The organism is Micromonospora sp. NPDC002717 (genome assembly GCF_040295705.1).
GTDB lineage: Bacteria > Actinomycetota > Actinomycetes > Mycobacteriales > Micromonosporaceae > Micromonospora.
Genome location: NZ_JBEOVW010000001.1, coordinates 670,479 through 690,799 on the forward strand (window position 1 = coordinate 670,479; position 20,321 = coordinate 690,799).

A 20,321-nucleotide genomic window follows, 5' to 3' on the forward strand; every position below is an offset into this window, starting at 1 on the left:
GTCCGTCCCGGGCCGATACGCCACATCCCCGGCCCGGACGGCGGCAAGCCGGAGCCGACGCATCCCACCGCGCATCCGGCCGGGCACCGGGCCCGGCCGGATGCGCGGTCAGCAGGACGCGGTTCAGCCGGACGCGCGAACTCCGGACGCCCCGGGCACCACCCTGCCGGCGAGCAGGACGCCCACCAGGGCCAGCCCGCTCGCCACCGCGAGCGTGCCGGCGTAGCTGCCCGGTCCCGGGGCCGCGCCGGCGGCGAGCACCGCGCCGGTGAGCGCCAGCACGGTCGCCGCGAAGAGCGAGTCGCCCAGTTGCAGGGACGAGCTGTTGCGGCCCTGCTCGCCCGGGGCGGACAGCTCCAGGGTGAGCACCGACAGCGAGGGGTAGAGCAGCCCCATGCCGAGCCCCGCGCCGGCCCAGCCGAGCACTCCGACCCACACCGGCACCGCCGGCGCGACGGCGATCGTCACCACGGCGATGCCGGCCGTGATGCAGGCCAGCCCCGCTCTCGGCAGGGTGGCCCGGGAGCGCGGCGCGGGCATCCGCCCCTGCGCCCAGGAGCCCACCGACCAGGCGAGCGCGCCGGTGGTGAGGACCAGGCCGGCCGCCGTCGGCGACAGCCCACGCTCCCGGGAGAGCATCAGCGGGATCACCACCTCGGCGCCGACGAACGCCGCCGAGGCCAGCCCACGCAGCCCGATCACCGTCGGCAGGCCCCGGCCGGCCCGCAGGAACCCGGCCGGCAGCAGCCGCGGCGCGCAGACCAGCAGACCGACCAGCGCCAGGGCCACCAGGCCGGCGGCGGTGGCGCCGCGCTGCTGGCCCCCGATGTGCAGCAGCGCGGCGCTCACCCCCGCCCCGCAGGCCCAGCCGATCCGGGCCGCCGCGCCGGCCGGCGGTCCCGTCGTCGTCGTGGCCGCGCCGATCGCGCGCAGCCCGGGGTGGACCAGCAGCACCGCCGGCACCGCCACCACCGGCACCGCCAGGAAGACCCACCGCCAGCCGAGGTGCTCCACGATCAGCCCGGCCAGCGCCGGCCCGACCAGCGACGGTACGACCCACGCGGCGGCGAACGCCGCGAAGATCCGCCGGTGCAGCGTCTCCGGGTACGCCTGCCCGACGATGACGTAGAGCGCCACCGAGAGCAGGCCGGAACCGAACCCCTGCACGATCCGGCCGGCCACCAGGGCCCCCATGGCCGTGGCACTGCCGGCGACGACCAGCCCCACCACGAACCAGACGAGCCCGTGCCACATCGGCGCCCTGGGACCCCGGGCGTCGCACCAGATGCCGGAGGCGACCATCGCGAGCACGCCGGCCGCGAACGGACCCCCGAAGGCGATCCCGTAGAGGGCCAGCCCGTCGAGGCTGCGGGCGACGGTCGGCATCGCGGTGCCCACCGCGAGCGCCTCGAACGCGAGCAGCGAGACCAGCGCGACGCTGCCGACCGTCATCGCGCGCAGCCGGGGCGCGAAGAGGCCGGCCGCGGGCGGAACCGGGACGGGCGGAGCCGCCGTGGCGGTCACCGCCGGCCTCCCGGGCGGGGCAGCCGGAGCGGCCGGTGGCGGGCGCGGACCCGGGGATCCGCCGAGCCCGCCTCGGAACGGAGCGGTTCGTTCAGCATGGGATCAGCCTCGGACCTCAACCCGTATTGAGGTCAAGGGTGACCCGGCTCTCAGGCCGCCTCCAGCGCCTCCCCGAGCCCCTTCGCCAGCCCGGACAGGTGCTGGTCGGCCAGCAGGTGGCCGGCGGTGATCACCAGCGCCAGCGGCCACTCGATGACCTGGAGCGCGGCGAGCACCCCGAGGCCCGCGTAGTAGGCGAGCTTGTCCGGCGGCGGGACGGCGACCTCCCCGAGCCCCGGGACATCCACCCGCCGGGTGAACGCCCGGATCGTCTCGTGCGCCCCGCTGAGCGGTCGCGTCAGTGTGCTCATCCCGGCCTCCCCGATGACGGTGACAGTGGATCCGGGGTTCCACCGGCGCAGCCGTCCATGCACCGCCGGTGGGGAGAAATTCCCCTGCTCGAAGGGCATAACGGACGGCCCGCCGGGAAGCCAGGGCGCCGGAGCGGAGGCGTGGGAGGCGAGATGGCGTACGGCGGGAGCAGCAGCAGCGGGGGGCCTGGCCGGCGCCTGTCCGGTCGTACGCCTCGATGACCTCGCTGGGCCGCGCCGCCGGCCGGCTCCTGCCGTCCGTCGCCGTGCCGCAGGTCGTCGGCGAGGCGTCCCGGACCGTCGGCGCCGCCGCCACCCGGCTGGCCCGCGTGGCCGGGCTGACCAAGCGTCGGGTCTGGTCCCGCCCCGGGCGGCACCACATCGAGGTGCACGGCGTCTGCCAGGACGGCGGCGACACCCTCGCCCGGCAGGTCGAGGCGGCGCTGGAGCGGATGCCGGGGGTGGAATGGGCCCGGGTCAACGCCCCGTCGGGCCGGGTGGTCGTGGCCGTCGGTACGCCGGAGCCGAGCCTGCGCGACCTCGTCGCGACCGTCGCCCGCGCGGAACGCACCTGCCCGCACGAGCCGGACCCGGAGATCCCGCCGCCGCACCCTCCCGAGGAGGGGCCGCGCACGCCGCGCACCCTCGGCGGGCTGGCCTCCGACGCCCTCGGCCTGACCATCTCCGCCGCCACGAGGATCCTGCCGTTCACGCCGGTGCCCGGGGAGGTCGCCGGGCTGCTCGGCGCGGTCGACCTGCACCCGAGGCTGCACGCGCTGGCCGACCGGGGCCTGCGCGCCGATCCGCGCGCCGACCTGCTGTTCCCGCTGGCCGAGGCGGTCGTGCAGGGACTGACCGGCGGCTGGGCCGGGATCGTGCTCGACGGCGCGCAGCGGGTGGTGCAGTGGGGTGAGGCGCGGGCCCAGCTCCGGGCCTGGGCGCAGGCGGAGCCACGGCTGACCGGGGACCCGGAGCGGGCCGTCGCCCGGACGCCGAAGGTCGAGCGTCCCCGCCCGAAGCCGGACGGCCCGGCCGAGAAGTACGTCGTCCGGATGCTCACCGCCGGCGCCGCCGCCGCGGCCGCCGCCACGCCGGTGGTGGGCCGGAAGCGGGGCGCCGCGCTGGGGCTCTCCGCGCTGCCGAAGGCTCCCGGCAGCGGCCGCGAGGGCTACGCCGCGCAGCTCGGCCGGATCCTCGCCCGGCGCGGGGTGATCGCGATGGACCGCAGCGTGCTGCGCGAGCTCGACCGGATCGACACGCTGGTGCTGGACGCGGCCGTGCTCGGCTCCGACCGGGGCGTGCTGGCGGACCTGGCGCCGCTGGACGGGGCGGACGTCGGACAGGTGGCGACACGCGCGTTCACGCTGTTCGACCCGGCCGCCCCGTGGGAGCTGCGGCGCGCCGACGGCTGGCGGCTCGGGCCGCTGGACGCGCTGGACGCCGAGGACCCGGGTGACACCACCGACAGCCGCCGGCTGCGCGAGGGCGGCGGATCCCTGCTCGGCCTGGCCGACGGCGACACCCTCGCCGCCGTGCTGCGGGTCGACCCGGAGCCCGCGCCGGGCGTGGACGCCCTGCCCACCGCCGCCCGCCAGGCCGGCCTGCGGGTGGTCGTGGCCGGCGACGACGAGCGGCGGTACGGCTTCGCCGACGCCCACCTGCCCGGCGGCGACCGGTTGGCCGAGTCGGTGCGGACGCTGCAGTTCGCCGGGGCGGTGGTGATGGTGGCCTCCGGCGACCGGGCCGCGCTCGGCGTCGCCGACTGCGGCCTGGGGATCTCCGCCCCGGAGGACCTGCCGCCCTGGGGCGCGCACCTGCTGGTCGGCACCGACCTGCGGGTGGTGGCGCTGCTGATCGAGGCGACCGGGGTGGCCCGCCGGATGACCCGGCAGAACCTCGGCGTGGCCCTGGCGGGCACGGGCCTCGGCGCGCTGGGGGCGTTCACCGCCGCACCCGAGCAGCTGCCCGGCCGCACCCTCGCCGCCGTGAACGGCGCGGCCGCGCTGGCCTTCGCGCACGGCGTCGTACGGGCGCGCCGCCTGCCCGACCGGGCGGACACCCCGGCACCGGCGGTCACCGCCTGGCACCTGATGCCGTCCTCGGCCGTCCTCGACCAGCTCGGCACCGCGCCGGGCGGGCTGGCCACAACCGAGGCCGAGCGCCGCCGGAGCGGCGGGACCGGGCAGCCCGCCGGGCCGACCGGGCTGCTGCGCGCCTTCGTCGACGAGCTGGCCAACCCACTGACGCCGGTGCTCGCCGCCGGGGCGGTGCTCTCCGCCACCTTCGGCTCGCTGGTCGACGCCGCCCTGGTCGGCGGGGTGGTCGGCGGGTCCGCGCTGCTCGGCGCGGTGCACCAGCGCAACACCGAGCGGTCGCTGGCCGAGCTGCTGTCCCGCTCGGCGGTGACCGCCCGGGTGCGCCGGGACGGCGCGGAACGGGTGCTGCCCGCCGAGGACCTGGTGCCGGGGGACGTCATCCTCCTCGAATCGGGGGACGCCGTCCCGGCCGACTGCCGGGTGCTGGAGTCGGCCGGCCTGGAGACCGACGAGTCCTCGCTCACCGGCGAGTCGCTGCCCGTCGGCAAGACCGACCAGCCGGTCGTCGCCGCGGCGGTCGCCGACCGGCGGTCGATGCTCTACGAGGGCACGACCGTCGCCGCCGGCCAGGGCACGGCGGTGGTGGTGGCGACGGGCGCGGACACCGAGGCCGGGCGGAGCCTGGCGATGGCCCGGCAGGCGCCTCCGGCGAGCGGCGTGGAGGCCCGGCTGGGCAGGCTGACCCGGGCGGCGGTCCCGCTGGCCGCCAGCTCGGCGGTGGCGGTGGCCGGCGCGGGTCTGCTGCGGGGCGTGCCGCTGGCGCAGACCGCCGCGACCGCCGCGAACCTGGCCGTCGCCTCCGTGCCGGAGGGGCTGCCGTTCCTGGTCAGCGCCGCCCAGTTGGCCGCCGCGCGGCGGCTGGCGGAGCACGGCGCGCTGGTCCGCAACCCACGCACCATCGAGGCGCTCGGCCGGGTGGACGTGCTCTGCTTCGACAAGACCGGCACGCTCACCGAGGGGCAACTGATGCTCGCCGGGGTCGGCGACGACAGCCGGTACGCCCCGGTCGACCGACTCGACGACGGTCAGCGCGCCACCCTCGCCGCCGCCCTGCGGGCCACCCCGGCCGCCGCCGACCCGCACGAGCTGGCCCAGCAGACCGACCGCGCCGTCCGCTACGGCGCCCAGGCCGCAGGGGTGGTCGAGCAGACCGGCGCGGACGGGTGGGAGGCGGTCGGCGGCCTGCCGTTCGAGCCGTCCCGCGGCTACCACGCCACGGTGGGGCGCAGCGGGGGCCTGCTGCTGCTCAGCGTGAAGGGGGCACCGGAGTCGGTGCTGCCCCGATGCTCCGCCTGGCGTACGCCGGGGGGACGCGACGAGCCGCTCGACGACAAGGGACGCGACGGGCTGCACGCGACGCTCGCCGACCGGGCCGGGGCGGGGCACCGGATCCTCGCCGTGGCCGAGTGCCGGGTCTCGTCGCCGGGCGTCACCGACGAGCAGGTGCGCGACCTGACCTTCCTCGGCTACCTGGCTCTCGCCGACGGGGTGCGGGAGAGCGCCGCCCCGGCCGTGCGCCGGATCCGCCAGGCCGGCGTGCACACCATCATGATCACCGGAGACCACCCGGCGACCGCCGAGGCGATCGCGACCACCATCAGCCATCACGACGAGCAGCGGGTGGTCACCGCGACGGAACTCGACCAGCTCGACGACGAGGCCCTCGCGGCCCGGCTGGCCGCCACGGACGTGGTGGCCCGGTGCACCCCCGCGCACAAGGTGCGCATCATCCAGGCGTTGCAGAAGTGCGGGCGTACGGTCGCGATGACCGGGGACGGCGCCAACGACGCGCCGGCGATCCGGCTGGCCGACGTGGGCATCGCGCTCGGCCAGCGGGGCACCCCGGCGGCCCGCGCGGCCGCCGACCTGGTGGTCACCGACGACCGGTTGGAGACCATCATCGCCACCCTGGTCGAGGGCCGGGCGATGTGGTCCTCGGTACGCCACGCGCTCAGCATCCTGGTCGGCGGCAACCTCGGCGAGATCGCGTTCAGCGTGCTCACCGCCGCCGCCACCGGCCGGTCGGCGCTCACCGGGCGACAGCTCCTCCTGGTCAACCTGCTCACCGACCTGGCCCCGGCGCTGGCGATCGCGATCCGGCCCCCGGCTGCGGACCACGCCGACGGCCTGCTGCGGGAGGGCCCGGACACCTCCCTCGGCGAGACGATGACCAGGGAGATCGGTTTGCGCGCGGCCGCCACCACGCTGGGCGCCACCGCCGGCTGGACGCTGGCCCGCTACACCGGGCGGCCCCGGCGGGCGGGCACGGTCGCGCTGGTGTCGCTGGTCGGCACCCAGCTCGGGCAGACCGTGCTGGCCGGCGGCACCAGCCCGGCAGTGCTCGCCTCCACCGCCGTGTCGCTCGGGGCGCTGGCGGCGGTCGTGCAGACGCCCGGGGTAAGCCAGTTCTTCGGCTGCACGCCGCTCGGCCCGGTCGGCTGGACCATCGCCACGGGCTCGGCGCTCGGCGCGACCTTCGCCAACGGCGCGCTCACCCGCCTGGTGGAACGCCTGCCGCAGTCCGGCCCGCACGGCGCGGAGCAACCCGACAGCGGCGCGGGCGACACCAGCGACGCGGGCGACGCCGGCGATACTGGTGACGCGGTGTCGTAGCGGTGACCGCCGCTTGATCCGTCGTCGGCCCTTCCCTGTCGACGCTGTCGAGCTGCCCCACCAACGGGGCTGGCCGGTCCGCCTCAGCCCGTCGGCGTCAGCCGTGGGCCCCGACCCCCGTGGGCCTCACCGGTGAACTTCACCTGAACCCGGCCGCCCGGCCCGTGGCGTCACCTGGCCGCCCCGCCCACCGGTCTCATGGACGGGGCAGCTCGACAGGACCCCGGCCGGCCGGTCAGGAGCCGTCCGGGCGCGTCGGGCAACAACCTGCGACAGGCCGATTCCCCGTACAGAGATCGCCGCCTCCCGGCCGGGGCCGGAGGCCGGCGGCGACCGGTCGTGTCGTGCGGTCGACCGCGCTCGGAGATGGCCTCGATGAGGTCACCCACGGGACGCTCGGGCAGGGAGCGGGCCACGTCGGCGACGGCCACGATGCCGACGAGCTCGTGCCCGTCGATCACCGGCAGCCGGCGTACGTCAGTCCGCCGGCTGCCAGGTGGCGGCGGCGCGGCGCAGCCGGTCGTTGATCGCGCGGCCGACGCCGACCTCCGGAACCGGCTCGACCACGATCTCGCCGACCCCGGTGGCGTCCAGTTCGTGCAGCGCGTCGAAAAGCCGCGCGGCGGCCTCGGTCAGGTCACCGGCGGCGGAGAGCACCTCCACCGCCGCCCAGTCGCCCGCCGGCGGCTCGCGGAAGGCCAGGAAGCCGCGCCGGACCCCGTCGGCTGCCGGCGGCTCCCCGCCCGACGCCAACCGCAACGGCGTACGCGGGGCGTAGTGCGCCGCCAGCGTGCCGGGCGCGACCGGCTGCCCCGAGCTGCCGGGGCGTACGGTCACCTGGCCGACGGCCTCCTCCAGCGCCTCCAGCGGCAGCGCGCCGAGCCGCAGCACCACCGGCCGCTCGCCCCGGGCGTCCACGATGGTCGACTCGATCCCGCACCGCGTCGGCCCGCCGTCGAGCACCACGTCCACGGCCGCGCCCAGGCCCCGCACCACGTGCTCGGCCCGGGTCGGGCTGAGCTGACCGAACCGGTTCGCGCTCGGCGCCGCCACCGGCACCCCGGCCTCGGCGATCAGCGCCCGCGCGTACGTGTTGTCCGGCACCCGGACCGCCATCGTCGCCAGCCCGGAGGTGACGATCGGCGGGATCGCCGCCGGCCGGTCCACGATCAGCGTGAGCGGCCCCGGCCAGAAGCGCTCGGCCAGCGTCGCCACCGCCGGCGGCACCGCCCCGACCAGCTTCTCCAGCTCGGCCGCGTCGGCGAGGTGCGTGATCAGCGGGTCGAAGCTGGGCCGCGCCTTGGCCTCGAAGATCCGGGCGGCCGCACGGGGGTCCAGCGCGTTCGCGCCGAGCCCGTAGACGGTCTCGGTGGGAAAGGCCACCAACCCGCCGGTACGCAGGACGGAGGCGGCCTCGGCAATGCCGCTGCCGGCCGAGAGCACGCGCGGGGATCCGGTCACGATCCGACGCTAACGTGCCGGGGCAGGCGGAGCGCAGGCGGCCGCCGATGTGGCTCGTTCGGTCCCGCGGCGGCACATGCCCGGTTGGATCCCTGCCCGCAGGCCGCAACCGCGCATCGCAGTTCGCACTCTGCCTATCACGGCTGTCCGGCCCGTGGGGGAAGAGTTCGAATCAGCCGGTACGCCCGGGTCGTCCGTGGTTACCTGACGACGGGTCGCGCCCCACTTCAACAGGTGTTCACGGAGATTCCATACTTGGGGTGATTTTGTTGTCAATACGGACATTGGCCCGTATCGGGGCAGCCACCATCCTGGCCGCCGCGATCGGCCTCGGATCGGCCGCACCGGCCTGGGCCGACACCACCATCAACATCGATCCGGCGGACGTCGGCACGACAGCGGCCGCGTTCGGCACCCAGAAATGCGATCCGAACCTCGGCGGCGGCCCCTTCCCGGGCGAGGACGTCTGGGTCTTCGCCCTGCCGTCTCCCAAGCAGCAGGGCACCTTCACCTCGCTGACCATCGAGTTCGCCACGGAGGGCGGCCCCGTCACGGAGACCATCACGACCACGCCCGCCGGCGACCGGGCGATCGTCGGCGACAAGGCGTGGATCAGGACGCCCGCCGGCCTGTCCTCGACCGGGGAACTGGTGAATCCGTTCGCCCTCACCAACGCGACGGCGGTGATCACGGGCACCGACGGCACCTTCGACCTGGCGCAGACCTGCCCGGCGACCGGCGGGACAGCCCGCCCGAGCCTGCCCGTGACCGACACGGGGATCTCCGGCCCGGCGCTCGGCAGGCTCGCCGCGATGGGTGGCAGCCTCGTCGCGGCCGGCCTCGTACTCCTGCTTCTCATGCGGGTGCGCCGCCGCAACGAGGCATGAGTTGAGCGTGAAACAGACCTGACCCGCGGGACCGGAACCAGGGGCATGGCCCACGACGCGATGTCGTGGGCCATGCTGGTCAGAACGCGAGCTTCTCGGTGGCCGTACCGAGCGATGATCCGACATGCACCCGCTGCGCGGTGTCCGATCCCTCCGCGAGCTGCACCGTCTTCGTCACCTTGCCGGTCAGGTCGACGACCTTCAGGCTCGGTCGTTCGGTGAGGTCCCGATCGCCGTAGTCCTTCACGATCAGGTGCCTGCTGTCGTACCAGCCCACCACCGTTCCGGCGGTCGGTACGGAGAACTCCTCTTCGACGGTGCCCGTGGCGGCGTCCACGATCTGGATCCGGTCGCTCCCGAACCGGTTGTCCAGCGCGATCCGGCTGCCATCGGGTGAGAACCCGCTGCCCTCGTCGAGCGAGCCGCCAGTGACGCGAAGAACACGGGTCCGCTTGCCCGACAGGTCGTAGAAGCCGATACCAGTCACCCGGCCCGGCTCGCTCTCGCTATCAGAGACCGAGTGGGTCAGGGCGACCCCTGTTCCGTCGGGTGTCCAAACGAAGGCCAGCCCGTTGGTGTTCTGCGTGCTGACGTCGGGCACCTCGACCTGGCGGGTGGCCAGCGTCGCGGCGTCGACGAGCAGGAAGCCAGGGCCGGGGTCGTCTTCCGCCTTCGGCCGATTGGTGATCAGGATCTGCCGACCGTCAGGCGACCAGCTGGCACCCGAGGTGTAGCCGGCGCTGCCCGGCAGCCACCGGACCTTCCCGCTCTCCCGGTTCAGCACCCCTCTCCTCGACGGATGAGCCAGGCTGTTGTCGCCCTCGTGCACCAGCACCTGGCTGCCGTCCGGGGACGGCACCACCTCGTTGAACGGGACCTTGTCGTACTCACCGGTGTCCGGGTCGAGCAACAGCGAATAGTCGTCCGCCGGCCCCGGATCTCCCGGGTTGTTGACCCCGCTGTACGCCGTCACGACGAACGGCTTGGCGGCCGGTCCCGGGCCCGTCCCGGCGGGCGACAGATCGTCGTCGGGGGCGGTCAGGACGCCGACAGCCAGCGGTACAGCGGCCAGTGCCACGGCAAACGCGGCCACGCCGGCCACCGCCAGGCGCGCGGTTCGCTGCCGGCCGGCCGTACGAATCGCGGCCTGAGCCAGGTCCGCCGGCGGGGGCGCGTCGGCGAGCTGGTCGAGCGCTTCGCGAACGGCGTTCTCGAGCTGGGTGGTCACTGGTGAACCTCCTGCGCCAGACGATGGTCAAGTTCAGGGCAGAGTGAGCGGATCCGGTCGAGGGCGCGGACAGCCTGGCTGCGTACCGTCGCCGGCTTGCAGCGCAGAATGTCGGCGATCTCCTCGTCGGGCAGGTCCTCGAGATATCGCAGCACGAGTACCGCCCGCTGTTTCGGCGCCAGGCGGTCCAGGGACGCCCGCAACGCCAGGCTCAGGTCGACTCGGCCGGTGAGGTCCGTGTCGGCCACGTCCGGAAGCTGATCGGTGAAGACCTCTCGGCCCCGCATCGGCCGGCGCCACCAGCTCACCTGCTCCCGGTACAACGCTCGGCGCAGATACGCCTCGGGGTGACCATGACGGACCTTCCCCCAGTGCCGGTACGCCCTGGCCAGCACCGTCTGCAACAGATCCTCGGCCTGCTGCCGATGACCGGTCAACGCCAGCGCGGTCCGGAACAGCGCATGCGACCGTGCCGCGACAAAGGCGGTGAAGTCCTGCCGCGTCTCAAGATCCATGGAAGCTCCCGCGTCTCATGCTCTTAACAACGCGAGATCAGCATGGCCTGCTGCTTCACCGCACCCGCAATCCTGGCCCGCTCCCTGACAGCGGTGCCGGGACCTTGGCAGCGGGCGCCGCACTAACCGTCCGTGGACCTCGTGCGGACTGTCCCCGCTACGCGGACGGGGACGGGGCCTCCGGTGGGCTGCCGGCCGCGTGTAGCGCGTCCGCGACGGCGACACCGAGCAGCACGACGGCAGCGGCGACGGCGGCGAGCAGCGGCGGGCCGAAGACCAGCGGCGGAGCCAGCAGAGCAAGAGCGGCGATACCGATGACCCGGCGCAGGGCGAGCCGGTTGAAGACGATCCGTTCCAGCCGAATGCGGCCCAACAGGAAGACCGCCGGCCCACCGAGGATGATCGCCAGCCAGGCCAACTGGGACCGCCCACCAGGATGCGCCAGCACGATTTCCGAGCCAGTCGCGGCGGCGACGATGCCGAGCACCATGAGCACATGGGCAGCGCCAGCCGTCCGGCCGGCAACCTCCCGGTTCGACGACATCGCGACGGCCTCCGCCAGCACCTGGCCGGCGCGATAGAAGTAGATCCGCCACATCAGCACGGACGAGACGAATGTGATCACCAGGGCCGCCGCCGTAGCGAGCGTGGCGGGGTGGTTGGCGTAGGTGACACCTATCGACACCACCGTCTCGCCGAGTGCGATCAGCAGCAGTTGCTGGTAGCGCTCGGGGAGGTGTCGGGTGCTGGCCATCCCCCAGCCGCTGATAGTTGGTCGGCGCATGCCGGGTACCGGCCAGCCGAGCTGCGCCACCACCAGGTCCACCGTGATGGCGATCAACCACAGGGCGACCCGGTGGTTTCCGTGCATCACCGCCCCGGCGAGCCAGATTACGCCGGAGACGCTCGCCCAGATGGCCAGGCGGGTGTAGAGCGCCCGTATCTCCTCGTGCTCCCGCAACAGCGGCCGGAGCAGCAAGGGGCGTCCAACATGCAGCAACACGTACACAACGGCGAACAAGGCGCCGCGTGCCTCGAACTCGTACGGCAGGGATGTCGCCATGATCAGCAGGCCGAACGCGCTGACCAGGACCAGCAACTGGATCCAGCGGTTGCGGCAGTCGAACCGGCTCGTGATGTACGCGGTGGTCGTCCACAGCCAGAGCAGCGGCAGGGCCAGAACCATCGTGTACGGCAGCGACAGCCACTGCTGGCGCACGTTGTTGGAGAGAAGGTCCGGCACCATCCGGCTGACGACCCCGAGCAGGGCGAAGACCAGCACCAGGTCGAAGAACAGTTCCAGGAAGTTGGCCTGCCGAGCGTCCTCTTCGCCGCGCAGGATGTCCTCAAACTGCGCCGGCTCCGATGACTGCCCCATCCGCCCATGGTCGCCGGAGGATTGTCTTGTGCGCGCCGATTTAGCCCGCTTCATCACCTGGCCGACCTCACGGCGCAGCCGTGGACCCTCGAAGCCTGGCTGACCGGGTGCCCACTATCCGGATGGTGGCAGACACCTACGGGCACGTCCTGCCCGCGCGGCCTCGGCCATCGACCGGGTCCTAGGTTAGGAGGGACGGCGTGACCGCTTGGCTGCACTCGGAACCGAGATCAACCGATGGAAGTGCTGGTGGAGCCCAGGGGACTCGAACCCCTAACCCCTGCCTTGCAAAGGCAGTGCTCTGCCAGTTGAGCTAGGGCCCCGGGGCGGACGTGCCGCCGGTGCTGGCAGTGGTCGGTGCGCTCAGCGCAGGTCGGGCGCGGTGGTCGCCTCGTGCCAGAGGGCGCGCTCGTCGCTGGAAGCCTTGATCTTCTTGGCGACCACGGCCGCCACCGCGACGACGCCGGCAAGGACCAGAAGCTTCTTGAACATTTGGGGCCTACCCTCGCGCTCGACTGCCGTCGGACGAATGTGCGGTGGGGCTAGCTGGAATCGAACCAGCGACCTCAGAGTTATCAGCTCTGCGCTCTAACCGACTGAGCTATAGCCCCGCGTAGCGACGAGCGCAACATTAACCCATCCGCCCGCCCGGCCCCAAATCGGGGGCCGCCCGGACATCGGGTGTCGCCGTCGCCCCTGAACCTACCGGAGGCGCCGCGCCCGGCCCAGGCGATTTCGCCGGCCACGCGACACCTTGCCCGGCGCCTGCTCCCCGACGCACGGAAGCCGGGGCTCCGCGCATCGGCGGTGCCCCGGCTACCCGAGGTGGATCAGTCGCGCTCGGCGAGGGTCAGCTCGATGCCCCCGACCAGGTCGGCGCAGACGTTGTAGACGAACGCCCCGAGCGTGGCGAGCGCCGTGAACAGCACGACGTTGACCAGGCCGATCAGCGCCGAGCTGAGGATCACGCCCTTGGCGGTGATCTGGAAGCCGCTGGTGCTCTGACCGCCGCCCGCGCTGACCAGGTCGGTCAGGCTGTCGTTGACGCTGGCGAACACGCCCATCGCGTCAAGGGCCAGGTAGAGCACCGAGGTGGCCACCACCACGACGATGAAGAGCACCACCGAGACGGCGAAGGCGAACTTCATCACGGACCAGGGGTCGATCCGCTTGAGGTTCAGCCGGGCCCGGCGTGGTCCGCGCGACGCGGCCGAGCTGACCGACGTACGTGCTGCGCGTACCGCCTCGCCCACACGCGCGGCCCCGACGGCGGCCGCGCCGCTGATGCCCGGCGGCAGGCCGCCGCCGCTGGCCGGCCGGCCGGCGCCGGTCGGACGGCCACCGTCCGGCTGCGGCTTGGCCGTGCCGGTGACGCGGGGCTGGGTGCCCGTGGCAGTGCCCGTGACCCGCGGCTGTGTGCCGGTGGCGCCGGTCGGCTGGCCGGCGCCGACCGTGAGCGGCTGGGTCGTCGTCGGCTTGGCGGCGGTCGCCGTGGCGGCGGGGGCCGGCTTGTCGACCCCCACCGTCTCGGTCCTGTCCGCCGCGTCCGCGTCCTCGGAGGGCTTGTCCGGCGGCGGTGTCATGCCGGGAGCCCGGGTGAATTTCGGGGCAGGCGCGTCGGCGGGGACCGTCGCCCGGCCCACGGCCGCGCGGCCGGTCGCTGGTGTGCCGCTCTTGGCGGCCTCCTCGTCGACCGGGTTGGTCGAGGTCCCCGTGTTCCCCGACTTCGCCTGTGTCTCCGTCATTCAACTAGTCCTGTTCGTCAGGCTCGTCGGCATTGCGAGCAATCGCCACGATAGTCACGCCGTCCGGAAGGTCCATCAGCTTGACCCCCATTGTGTTCCGATCACGCGTACGGCGTACAGGCTTCACCGGAGTCCGAATGACACCACCGTTACTGGTGATCGCGAACAGCTCGTCGTCCGGGTCGATCACCACCGCGCCGACCAGACCACCACGTCGCTCCGTGATCTTCGCAGTCAGCACGCCCTTACCTCCCCGGCCCTGGACCGGGTATTCCTCGATCGGGGTACGTTTCGCGTAACCACCGTTCGTGGCCACCAGGACGTCCAGCCCCTCGCGGACCACCTCCATGGCCAGCAGGACGTCGTCCTCGCTGAAGCGCATGCCGATCACGCCCGAGGTGGCCCGACCCATCGGGCGCAGCGCCTCGTCGCTCGCGTTGAACCGGATCGCCTGCGCGTTCTTGGAGACCAGCAGCAGGTCCTCCTCCGGGGCGACCAGCGCCGCCCCGACCAGCTCGTCCTCGTCGCGCAGGTTGATCGCGATGATGCCGCCGGACCGGGGGGAGTCGAACTCCTCGAGCCTCGTCTTCTTCACCAGGCCGTTCTTCGTGGCGAGCACCAGGTAGGGAGCCACCTGGTAGTTCGGGATCTCGATGATCTGTGCGATCTGCTCGTCGGCCTGGAACGCGAGCAGGTTCGCCACGTGCTGGCCCTTGGCCACCCTACTGGCCTCGGGCAGCTCGTACGCCTTGGCCCGGTAGACCCGACCCTTGTTGGTGAAGAACAGGATCCAGTCGTGGGTCGAGCAGACGAAGAAGTGGCTGACGATGTCGTCCTGCCGCAGCGTCGCCCCGCTGACGCCCTTGCCGCCGCGCCGCTGGGAGCGGTAGAGGTCGACCTTGGTCCGCTTGGCGTAGCCGGTGCGGGTGATGGTGACGACCACGTCCTCGCGGGCGATGAGGTCCTCCATCGAGACCTCGCCCTCGAACGGCACGATCTTCGTCCGCCGGTCGTCGCCCCACTTGGCGACGATCTCGCCGAGTTCCTCGGAGACGATCTTCCGCTGCCGCTCGGGCTTGGCGAGGATGTCCTTGAGGTCGGCGATCTCCAGCTCCAGCTTGGCCAGGTCGTCCAGGATCCGCTGGCGTTCCAGCGCGGCGAGCCGGCGCAGCTGCATGTCCAGGATCGCGGTCGCCTGGATCTCGTCGATCTCCAGCAGCCGGATCAGGCCCTGCCGGGCGTCCTCCACCGTGGGCGAGCGCCGGATCAGGGCGATCACCTCGTCGAGGGCGTCCAGCGCCTTGGCCAGACCGCGCAGGATGTGCGCCCGCTCCTCGGCCTTGCGCAGCCGGAACGCCGTCCGCCGGCGGATCACGTCGATCTGGTGGTCGACGTAGTAGCGGATGAACTGGGCGAGGTTGAGCGTGCGCGGCACACCGTCGACCAGCGCCAGCATGTTGGCGCCGAAGGTCTCCTGGAGCTGGGTGTGCTTGTAGAGGTTGTTCAACACCACCTTGGCGACGGCGTCGCGCTTGAGCACGAGCACGATCCGCATGCCCGTACGCCCGGAGGACTCGTCGCGGATGTCGGCGATGCCGCCGAGCTTGCCCTCCTTGATCAGCTCGGCGATCCGCTCGGCCAGGTTGTCGGGGTTGACCTGGTAGGGCAACTCGCTGACCACCAGGCAGGGGCGGCCACGCTTGTCCTCCTCGACCTCCACCACGGCGCGCATCCGGATCGACCCGCGCCCGGTGCGGTACGCGTCCTGGATCGCCTGGGTGCCGACGATGAGGCCGTGGGTGGGGAAGTCGGGGCCCTTGACGATCTCGATCAGCGCGTCGAGGGTGGTGGCCTCGTCCTCGTCCGGGTGCTCCAGGCACCACTGCACCGCCGCGCCGATCTCGCGCAGGTTGTGCGGCGGGATCTTGGTGGCCATGCCGACCGCGATGCCCTCGGAGCCGTTGACCAGCAGGTTGGGGATCCGCGACGGCAGGATGGTGGGCTCCTTGGCCCGGCCGTCGTAGTTGTCCTGCAGGTCGACGGTGTCCTCGTCGATGTCCCGCAGCATCTCCATCGCCAGCGGGTCGAGCTTGCACTCCGTGTACCGCATCGCGGCGGCCGGGTCGTTGCCGGGCGAGCCGAAGTTGCCGTTGCCGTCGACCAGCGGGTAGCGCAGCGACCAGGGCTGCGCCATGCGGACCAGCGCGTCGTAGATCGCCGAGTCGCCGTGCGGGTGGAACTGACCCATCACGTCGCCGACGACGCGGGAGCACTTCACGTAGCCGCGGTCCGGGCGGTAGCCGGAGTCGAACATGGCGTAGAGGATCTTGCGGTGGACCGGCTTGAGCCCGTCCCGGACGTCCGGCAACGCCCGCCCGACGATGACGCTCATCGCGTAGTCGAGGTAGGAGCGCTGCATCTCCACCTCGAGCCCGACCGGTTCGATGCGGTCGTGCGCGACGACGGCGCCGACCGTCTCGGGAACCTCGGGCTCGTTCGGTGTGGACTCGGGGATATCGGTCACTGTTAACCCTTATCAGACTCAGAGTCGTTTTCGTGCTGTGGATAACGGCTGTGGAAACCGGCCATGCTGTGGATAACTCTGTGGATTGCCGGGCCGACCGGTGGATGACCGGTCGGCCCGCCGAGCCCCGTCAGATGTCCAGGAACCGGACGTCCTTGGCGTTGCGCTGGATGAACGAGCGGCGAGCCTCGACGTCCTCACCCATCAGCACGCTGAACAACTCGTCGGCGGTTGCCGCGTCGTCGAGCGTGACCTGACGCAGCGTACGCGTCGCCGGGTTCATCGTGGTCTCCCACAGCTCCGGGTAGTTCATCTCGCCGAGACCCTTGAACCGCTGGATGTCGTCCGGCTTCGCGTTCGGCTTCTTCTGCTGGCGCAGCGCGATCAGCCCGTCCCGCTCCCGGTCCGAGTACGCGTACTGCGCGTCGTCGCCCCGCTTGTTCCACTTGATCTTGTAGAGCGGCGGGGCGGCCAGGTAGACGTGCCCCAGCTCGACCAGCGGGCGCATGAAGCGGAAGAGCAGGGTGAGCAGCAGCGTCTGGATGTGCTGGCCGTCGACGTCCGCGTCGGCCATCAGCACGATCTTGTGGTAGCGCAGCTTCTCGATGTCGAAGTCGTCGTGGATACCGGTGCCCAGCGCGGTGATCAGCGCCTGGACCTCGTTGTTCTTCAGCACCCGGTCGATCCGGGCCTTCTCCACGTTGAGGATCTTGCCGCGGATCGGCAGGATCGCCTGGGTCCGCGGGTCGCGGCCCTGCTTGGCCGAGCCGCCGGCCGAGTCACCCTCGACGATGAAGACCTCGGACTCGCGCGGATCGGTGGACTGGCAGTCGGCCAGCTTGCCGGGCATCGAGCCGGACTCCAGCAGCGACTTGCGCCGGGCCAGCTTGCGCGCCTGCTGGGCAGCGATCCGGGCCCGGGCGGCCTGGGACGCCTTCTGGATGATGATCTTCGCCTCGGCCGGGTTCCGGTCGAACCAGTCCACCAGCCACTCGTTGCAGACCCGCTGCACGAAGCTCTTCACCGGGGTGTTGCCGAGCTTGGTCTTGGTCTGGCCCTCGAACTGCGGGTTGGTGAGCTTGACCGAGATGATCGCGGCCAGGCCCTCGCGGATGTCCTCGCCGGAGAGCTTCTCGTCGCCCTTGAGCAGCTTCTTCTCCGCGCCGTACCGGTTGACGACGCTGGTCAGCGCGGCCCGGAAGCCCTCCTCGTGGGTGCCGCCCTCGTGCGTGTTGATGTTGTTGGCGAAGGTGTAGACCGACTCGCCGTACGACTCGTTCCACTGCATGGCGATCTCGACCGACATGCCCTCCTCCTCGGCGCCGAACTCGACCACCGTCCGGTGGATCGGGTTCTTCGAGGCGTTGAGGTGCCGGACGAAGTCCGCGATGCCGCCCTCGTAGCGGAAGGTGACCTCGCGGATCTTGCCTTCCTCGCCCTCCGGAACCCGCTCGTCGAGCAGGTGGATGGTGAGGCCGCGGGTGAGGAAGGCCATCTCCTGGAGCCGCCGGTAGATGGTCTGGAAGTCGAAGCCGACCGTCTCGAACACGTCCGCGTCGGGCCAGAAGGCGACCGCGGAGCCCGTCCGGTCCGTCGTCTCGCCCTTCTCCAGCGGGGTCGGCTTGGAGTTGTGGTACTGCTGCCGCCAGACGAAACCGGACTTGTGGATCTCCACCGCCATCTTCGTGGAGAGGGCGTTCACCACGGAGACGCCCACGCCGTGCAGACCGCCGGAGACCGCGTACGCCTTGCCGTCGAACTTGCCGCCCGCGTGCAGCACCGTCAGCGCCACCTCGACACCCGGCTTCTTCAGCTTCGGGTGCAGGTCCACCGGGAAGCCCCGGCCGTTGTCGGTGACCCGGACCCCGCCGTCGGCGAGCAGCACCACGTCGATGGTGTCGCAGTGCCCGGCGAGCGCCTCGTCCACCGCGTTGTCGACGACCTCCCACACCAGGTGGTGCAGACCACGCTCGCCGGTCGACCCGATGTACATACCGGGCCGCTTGCGGACCGCCTCCAGACCCTCGAGAACGGTGATCGACTCTGCGCCGTACTCCTGCTTGTCCTGCGCTGCCACCCTCGGCCACTTTCTCGCGCCGTGCGCGCCTGGTGGCGCGTCGGGCGCGGGTTCGGCGGACAGGACGCGACGTCGGCACGCGGACCGGCACCGGGGACAATTCCGGGGTACGGGTCGAACGTGCCGGTCGCCGCGGTTGCCCGCGGATCGCGATCGGCTCGACCTGGCATGGAGAATGATCACGGGCCCCGCACCGGGCCCGTGTCTCGTCGCTCCGCACCGGGTCTTCGTCTCGGGGTCAATCTTACTGTGCGGCAGCGACAGAACCACCACTCGGCACCCCTGCGAGGCGTCTCAGACCGACGTAGCCGGCCGAACCGCGCCGCCCGCGACTCCCCCTACACGCAAGGGCCCGATCGAGGGCGCGACCGGCCGACGATCGGTGTCGGCCGGCGGCCAGGAGAGACCCGCCCCGCCGCGCCGACAGCCCGGCCTTGATCTTTTCCGGCCGGAACCGGACGATCGACCCGATCGAACCGACACACGCTCATTAAGAGGTGACACCAGATGGGGCTGGACAACGTCGCGGTGCAGTGGCCGCGGACCGGCCGCTTCTACGATCCGGTCGCGCCGGCGGAGTTCGTCGACTTCGGCGACATCGTCGACATGCCGCGTATCTCCGCGCCGACCGCGGCGCTCGCCGAGCTGATCGCCAAGACCGGCACCGTCCGGGCCACCGCGTACACCGAGCTGGTGGACCTGCTGCTCGGGCTCGAAGGTGTGCTCTACGCCACCGACGCCGCGGCCGAGGACGAGGACCCGGTGATCGACCCGGACGGCTGCGCCTGGATCGCCGGCGGCGTCGAGCGGTTCGTGGCGGGCCACCGCCCGCACGGCGAGGCGGTGACCTTCGACTCGGTGAGCCAGGTGCTGCGGTCGCTGCTCGCCGACGGGCGGCTGGCCGAGCAGCAGTTGCGCTGGCTCGACAGCCGGCTGGACGCGCTACGCGACGAGAGCGGCGCGCCGCCGCAGTGGAACTTCACTTGTGCCGAGCTGAGTGTGCTGGCCGCCTTCTACCGGCGCTGCGCCGACCGCGGCTTCGCCGTCTACGCCGACGCCTGACCCGGCGCCCCGCCCGATCCGCGCGGGTCGGGCGGGGCCGCGGCGCCGGCGCGGTTGGCGGCGGTGATGACCCGGGTCAGCACGGTGTGCAGGTGACGCAGGTCCGCGATCGGCAGGCCCAGCCGCTCGACGATCGCGGGCGGGATCTGCTCCGCGCGCTCCCGCAGGGCCTCACCGGCCGGGGTCAGCGTCACCGCGAGGCTGCGCTCGTCGGCGGGGTCGCGCTCCCGCCGGACGTAGCCGTTCGCCTCCAGGCGCTTGAGCAGGGGCGACAGCGTGCCCGGGTCGAGCTGCAACAGGCGGCTGAGCTCGCGTACGGACAGTGGCGCGTACTGCCACAGGGCGAGCATCACCAGATATTGCGGGTGGGTCAGCCCCATCGGCTCCAGCAGCGGCCGGTAGACCGCGACCACGCCGCGCGCGGCGACGGAGAGCGCGAAGCACACCTGCTGCTCCAGTGCCAGGGGATTCCCGTCGAAATCGTCGGGCACGGGCTGGACCTCCTCGTCGTCGTTGCTATCGTACCAATGGTTGGGGTACTAATCATTTGCACGCTAACGGAAGGGTCAGTCGATGAGCGAGGAGAAGCCGGCTCCGAAGGGCTCTGGCGAGGGTGGCTGGCTGATGGCGTGGGCCTTCCGGCGCTGGGCCGGCCCGCCGGAGGTGCAGGGTGCCGTGCAGGGTGGCTCCAACGAGGCCCGTGAGGCCTGGAAGCAGGACCTGGAACGCCGCAAGCAGTGGAGCCGCGAGCAGCGGGAGCGCAAGCGCGCCGAACGGGAGGCCCGGCGCGGCGGTCACTGA

The 20,321-nt window shown here is 72.5% G+C and carries 15 protein-coding genes and 2 tRNA genes; 4 read left to right on the forward strand and 13 right to left on the reverse strand.

Annotated elements, in window-relative coordinates; all coding sequences use genetic code 11:
• Nucleotides 1–123: 123 nt before the first annotated feature.
• The gene (locus tag ABT006_RS03305) at nt 124–1,524 is read right to left on the reverse strand and encodes an MFS transporter (RefSeq protein ID WP_350702409.1); all 1,401 of its coding nucleotides are present in this window, start codon (nt 1,522–1,524) and stop codon (nt 124–126) included.
• A gap of 149 nt (nt 1,525–1,673) precedes the next feature.
• Nucleotides 1,674–1,934 (reverse strand): hypothetical protein, encoded by a 261-nt coding sequence (locus ABT006_RS03310; RefSeq protein WP_466022984.1) that lies wholly within the window; start codon nt 1,932–1,934, stop codon nt 1,674–1,676.
• 218 nt (nt 1,935–2,152) lie between these two features.
• Here ABT006_RS03310 and ABT006_RS03315 point away from each other — a divergent pair, with 218 nt between their 5' ends.
• Nucleotides 2,153–6,643 (forward strand): cation-translocating P-type ATPase, encoded by a 4,491-nt coding sequence (locus ABT006_RS03315; RefSeq protein ID WP_350702411.1) that lies wholly within the window; start codon nt 2,153–2,155, stop codon nt 6,641–6,643.
• 477 nt (nt 6,644–7,120) lie between these two features.
• Here the strand turns inward: ABT006_RS03315 and ABT006_RS03320 are convergent, their stop codons facing one another.
• Nucleotides 7,121–8,107 carry an L-threonylcarbamoyladenylate synthase gene (locus ABT006_RS03320; protein WP_350702720.1) on the reverse strand — a complete coding sequence of 329 codons (987 nt, stop codon included), beginning with the start codon at nt 8,105–8,107 and terminating at the stop codon, nt 7,121–7,123.
• A gap of 266 nt (nt 8,108–8,373) precedes the next feature.
• On the opposite strand from ABT006_RS03320, the gene ABT006_RS03325 reads away from it, so the two are divergent.
• On the forward strand, nt 8,374–8,991 hold the full coding sequence (locus ABT006_RS03325; RefSeq protein WP_350702413.1) for a hypothetical protein: 618 nt from the start codon (nt 8,374–8,376) through the stop codon (nt 8,989–8,991).
• A gap of 79 nt (nt 8,992–9,070) precedes the next feature.
• Here the strand turns inward: ABT006_RS03325 and ABT006_RS03330 are convergent, their stop codons facing one another.
• From ABT006_RS03330 to gyrB, 9 genes are all read right to left on the reverse strand, one after another.
• Complete coding sequence (locus tag ABT006_RS03330; RefSeq protein ID WP_350702415.1) at nt 9,071–10,219, reverse strand: hypothetical protein; 1,149 nt, start codon at nt 10,217–10,219, stop codon at nt 9,071–9,073.
• Nucleotides 10,216–10,734: a SigE family RNA polymerase sigma factor gene (locus ABT006_RS03335; RefSeq protein ID WP_350702416.1), complete on the reverse strand. Its 519-nt coding sequence runs from the start codon at nt 10,732–10,734 to the stop codon at nt 10,216–10,218. The genes ABT006_RS03330 and ABT006_RS03335 overlap by 4 nt, the downstream gene beginning before the upstream one ends.
• 157 nt (nt 10,735–10,891) lie before the next feature.
• On the reverse strand, nt 10,892–12,112 hold the full coding sequence (locus tag ABT006_RS03340) for a low temperature requirement protein A (protein ID WP_350702418.1): 1,221 nt from the start codon (nt 12,110–12,112) through the stop codon (nt 10,892–10,894).
• A 247-nt stretch (nt 12,113–12,359) separates the two neighbouring features.
• Nucleotides 12,360–12,435: transfer RNA gene (locus ABT006_RS03345), tRNA-Ala, on the reverse strand.
• A 40-nt stretch (nt 12,436–12,475) separates the two neighbouring features.
• Nucleotides 12,476–12,604 (reverse strand): DLW-39 family protein, encoded by a 129-nt coding sequence (locus ABT006_RS03350; protein WP_350702420.1) that lies wholly within the window; start codon nt 12,602–12,604, stop codon nt 12,476–12,478.
• A 45-nt stretch (nt 12,605–12,649) separates the two neighbouring features.
• Nucleotides 12,650–12,723: transfer RNA gene (locus tag ABT006_RS03355), tRNA-Ile, on the reverse strand.
• 219 nt (nt 12,724–12,942) lie between these two features.
• Nucleotides 12,943–13,857: a DUF3566 domain-containing protein gene (locus tag ABT006_RS03360; RefSeq protein ID WP_350702422.1), complete on the reverse strand. Its 915-nt coding sequence runs from the start codon at nt 13,855–13,857 to the stop codon at nt 12,943–12,945.
• A gap of 4 nt (nt 13,858–13,861) precedes the next feature.
• Complete coding sequence (gene gyrA / locus ABT006_RS03365; RefSeq protein ID WP_350702424.1) at nt 13,862–16,381, reverse strand: DNA gyrase subunit A; 2,520 nt, start codon at nt 16,379–16,381, stop codon at nt 13,862–13,864.
• A 130-nt stretch (nt 16,382–16,511) separates the two neighbouring features.
• Nucleotides 16,512–18,458 (reverse strand): DNA topoisomerase (ATP-hydrolyzing) subunit B, encoded by a 1,947-nt coding sequence (gene gyrB, locus ABT006_RS03370; protein WP_350702426.1) that lies wholly within the window; start codon nt 18,456–18,458, stop codon nt 16,512–16,514.
• A 507-nt stretch (nt 18,459–18,965) separates the two neighbouring features.
• Between gyrB and ABT006_RS03375 the strand changes: the two genes are divergently transcribed.
• Nucleotides 18,966–19,520 carry a hypothetical protein gene (locus tag ABT006_RS03375; protein ID WP_350702428.1) on the forward strand — a complete coding sequence of 185 codons (555 nt, stop codon included), beginning with the start codon at nt 18,966–18,968 and terminating at the stop codon, nt 19,518–19,520.
• Here the strand turns inward: ABT006_RS03375 and ABT006_RS03380 are convergent.
• Complete coding sequence (locus tag ABT006_RS03380) at nt 19,505–20,011, reverse strand: MarR family winged helix-turn-helix transcriptional regulator (RefSeq protein ID WP_350702430.1); 507 nt, start codon at nt 20,009–20,011, stop codon at nt 19,505–19,507. The genes ABT006_RS03375 and ABT006_RS03380 overlap by 16 nt on opposite strands.
• Nucleotides 20,012–20,093: 82 nt before the next feature.
• Between ABT006_RS03380 and ABT006_RS03385 the strand changes: the two genes are divergently transcribed.
• Nucleotides 20,094–20,321: a hypothetical protein gene (locus ABT006_RS03385; RefSeq protein WP_350702432.1), complete on the forward strand. Its 228-nt coding sequence runs from the start codon at nt 20,094–20,096 to the stop codon at nt 20,319–20,321.

Excerpts from the sequence above, each read along its gene's own strand:
- ABT006_RS03360 (WP_350702422.1), bottom strand. The coding sequence starts at position 13,857 with ATGACGGAGACACAGGCGAAGTCGGGGAACACGGGGACCTCGACCAAC.
- ABT006_RS03375 (WP_350702428.1), top strand. The coding sequence starts at position 18,966 with ATGGGGCTGGACAACGTCGCGGTGCAGTGGCCGCGGACCGGCCGCTTC.
- ABT006_RS03340 (WP_350702418.1), bottom strand. The coding sequence starts at position 12,112 with ATGGGGCAGTCATCGGAGCCGGCGCAGTTTGAGGACATCCTGCGCGGC.
- ABT006_RS03310 (WP_466022984.1), bottom strand. The coding sequence starts at position 1,934 with ATGAGCACACTGACGCGACCGCTCAGCGGGGCGCACGAGACGATCCGG.
- ABT006_RS03385 (WP_350702432.1), top strand. The coding sequence starts at position 20,094 with ATGAGCGAGGAGAAGCCGGCTCCGAAGGGCTCTGGCGAGGGTGGCTGG.
- ABT006_RS03335 (WP_350702416.1), bottom strand. The coding sequence starts at position 10,734 with ATGGATCTTGAGACGCGGCAGGACTTCACCGCCTTTGTCGCGGCACGG.
- ABT006_RS03350 (WP_350702420.1), bottom strand. The coding sequence starts at position 12,604 with ATGTTCAAGAAGCTTCTGGTCCTTGCCGGCGTCGTCGCGGTGGCGGCC.
- ABT006_RS03315 (WP_350702411.1), top strand. The coding sequence starts at position 2,153 with ATGACCTCGCTGGGCCGCGCCGCCGGCCGGCTCCTGCCGTCCGTCGCC.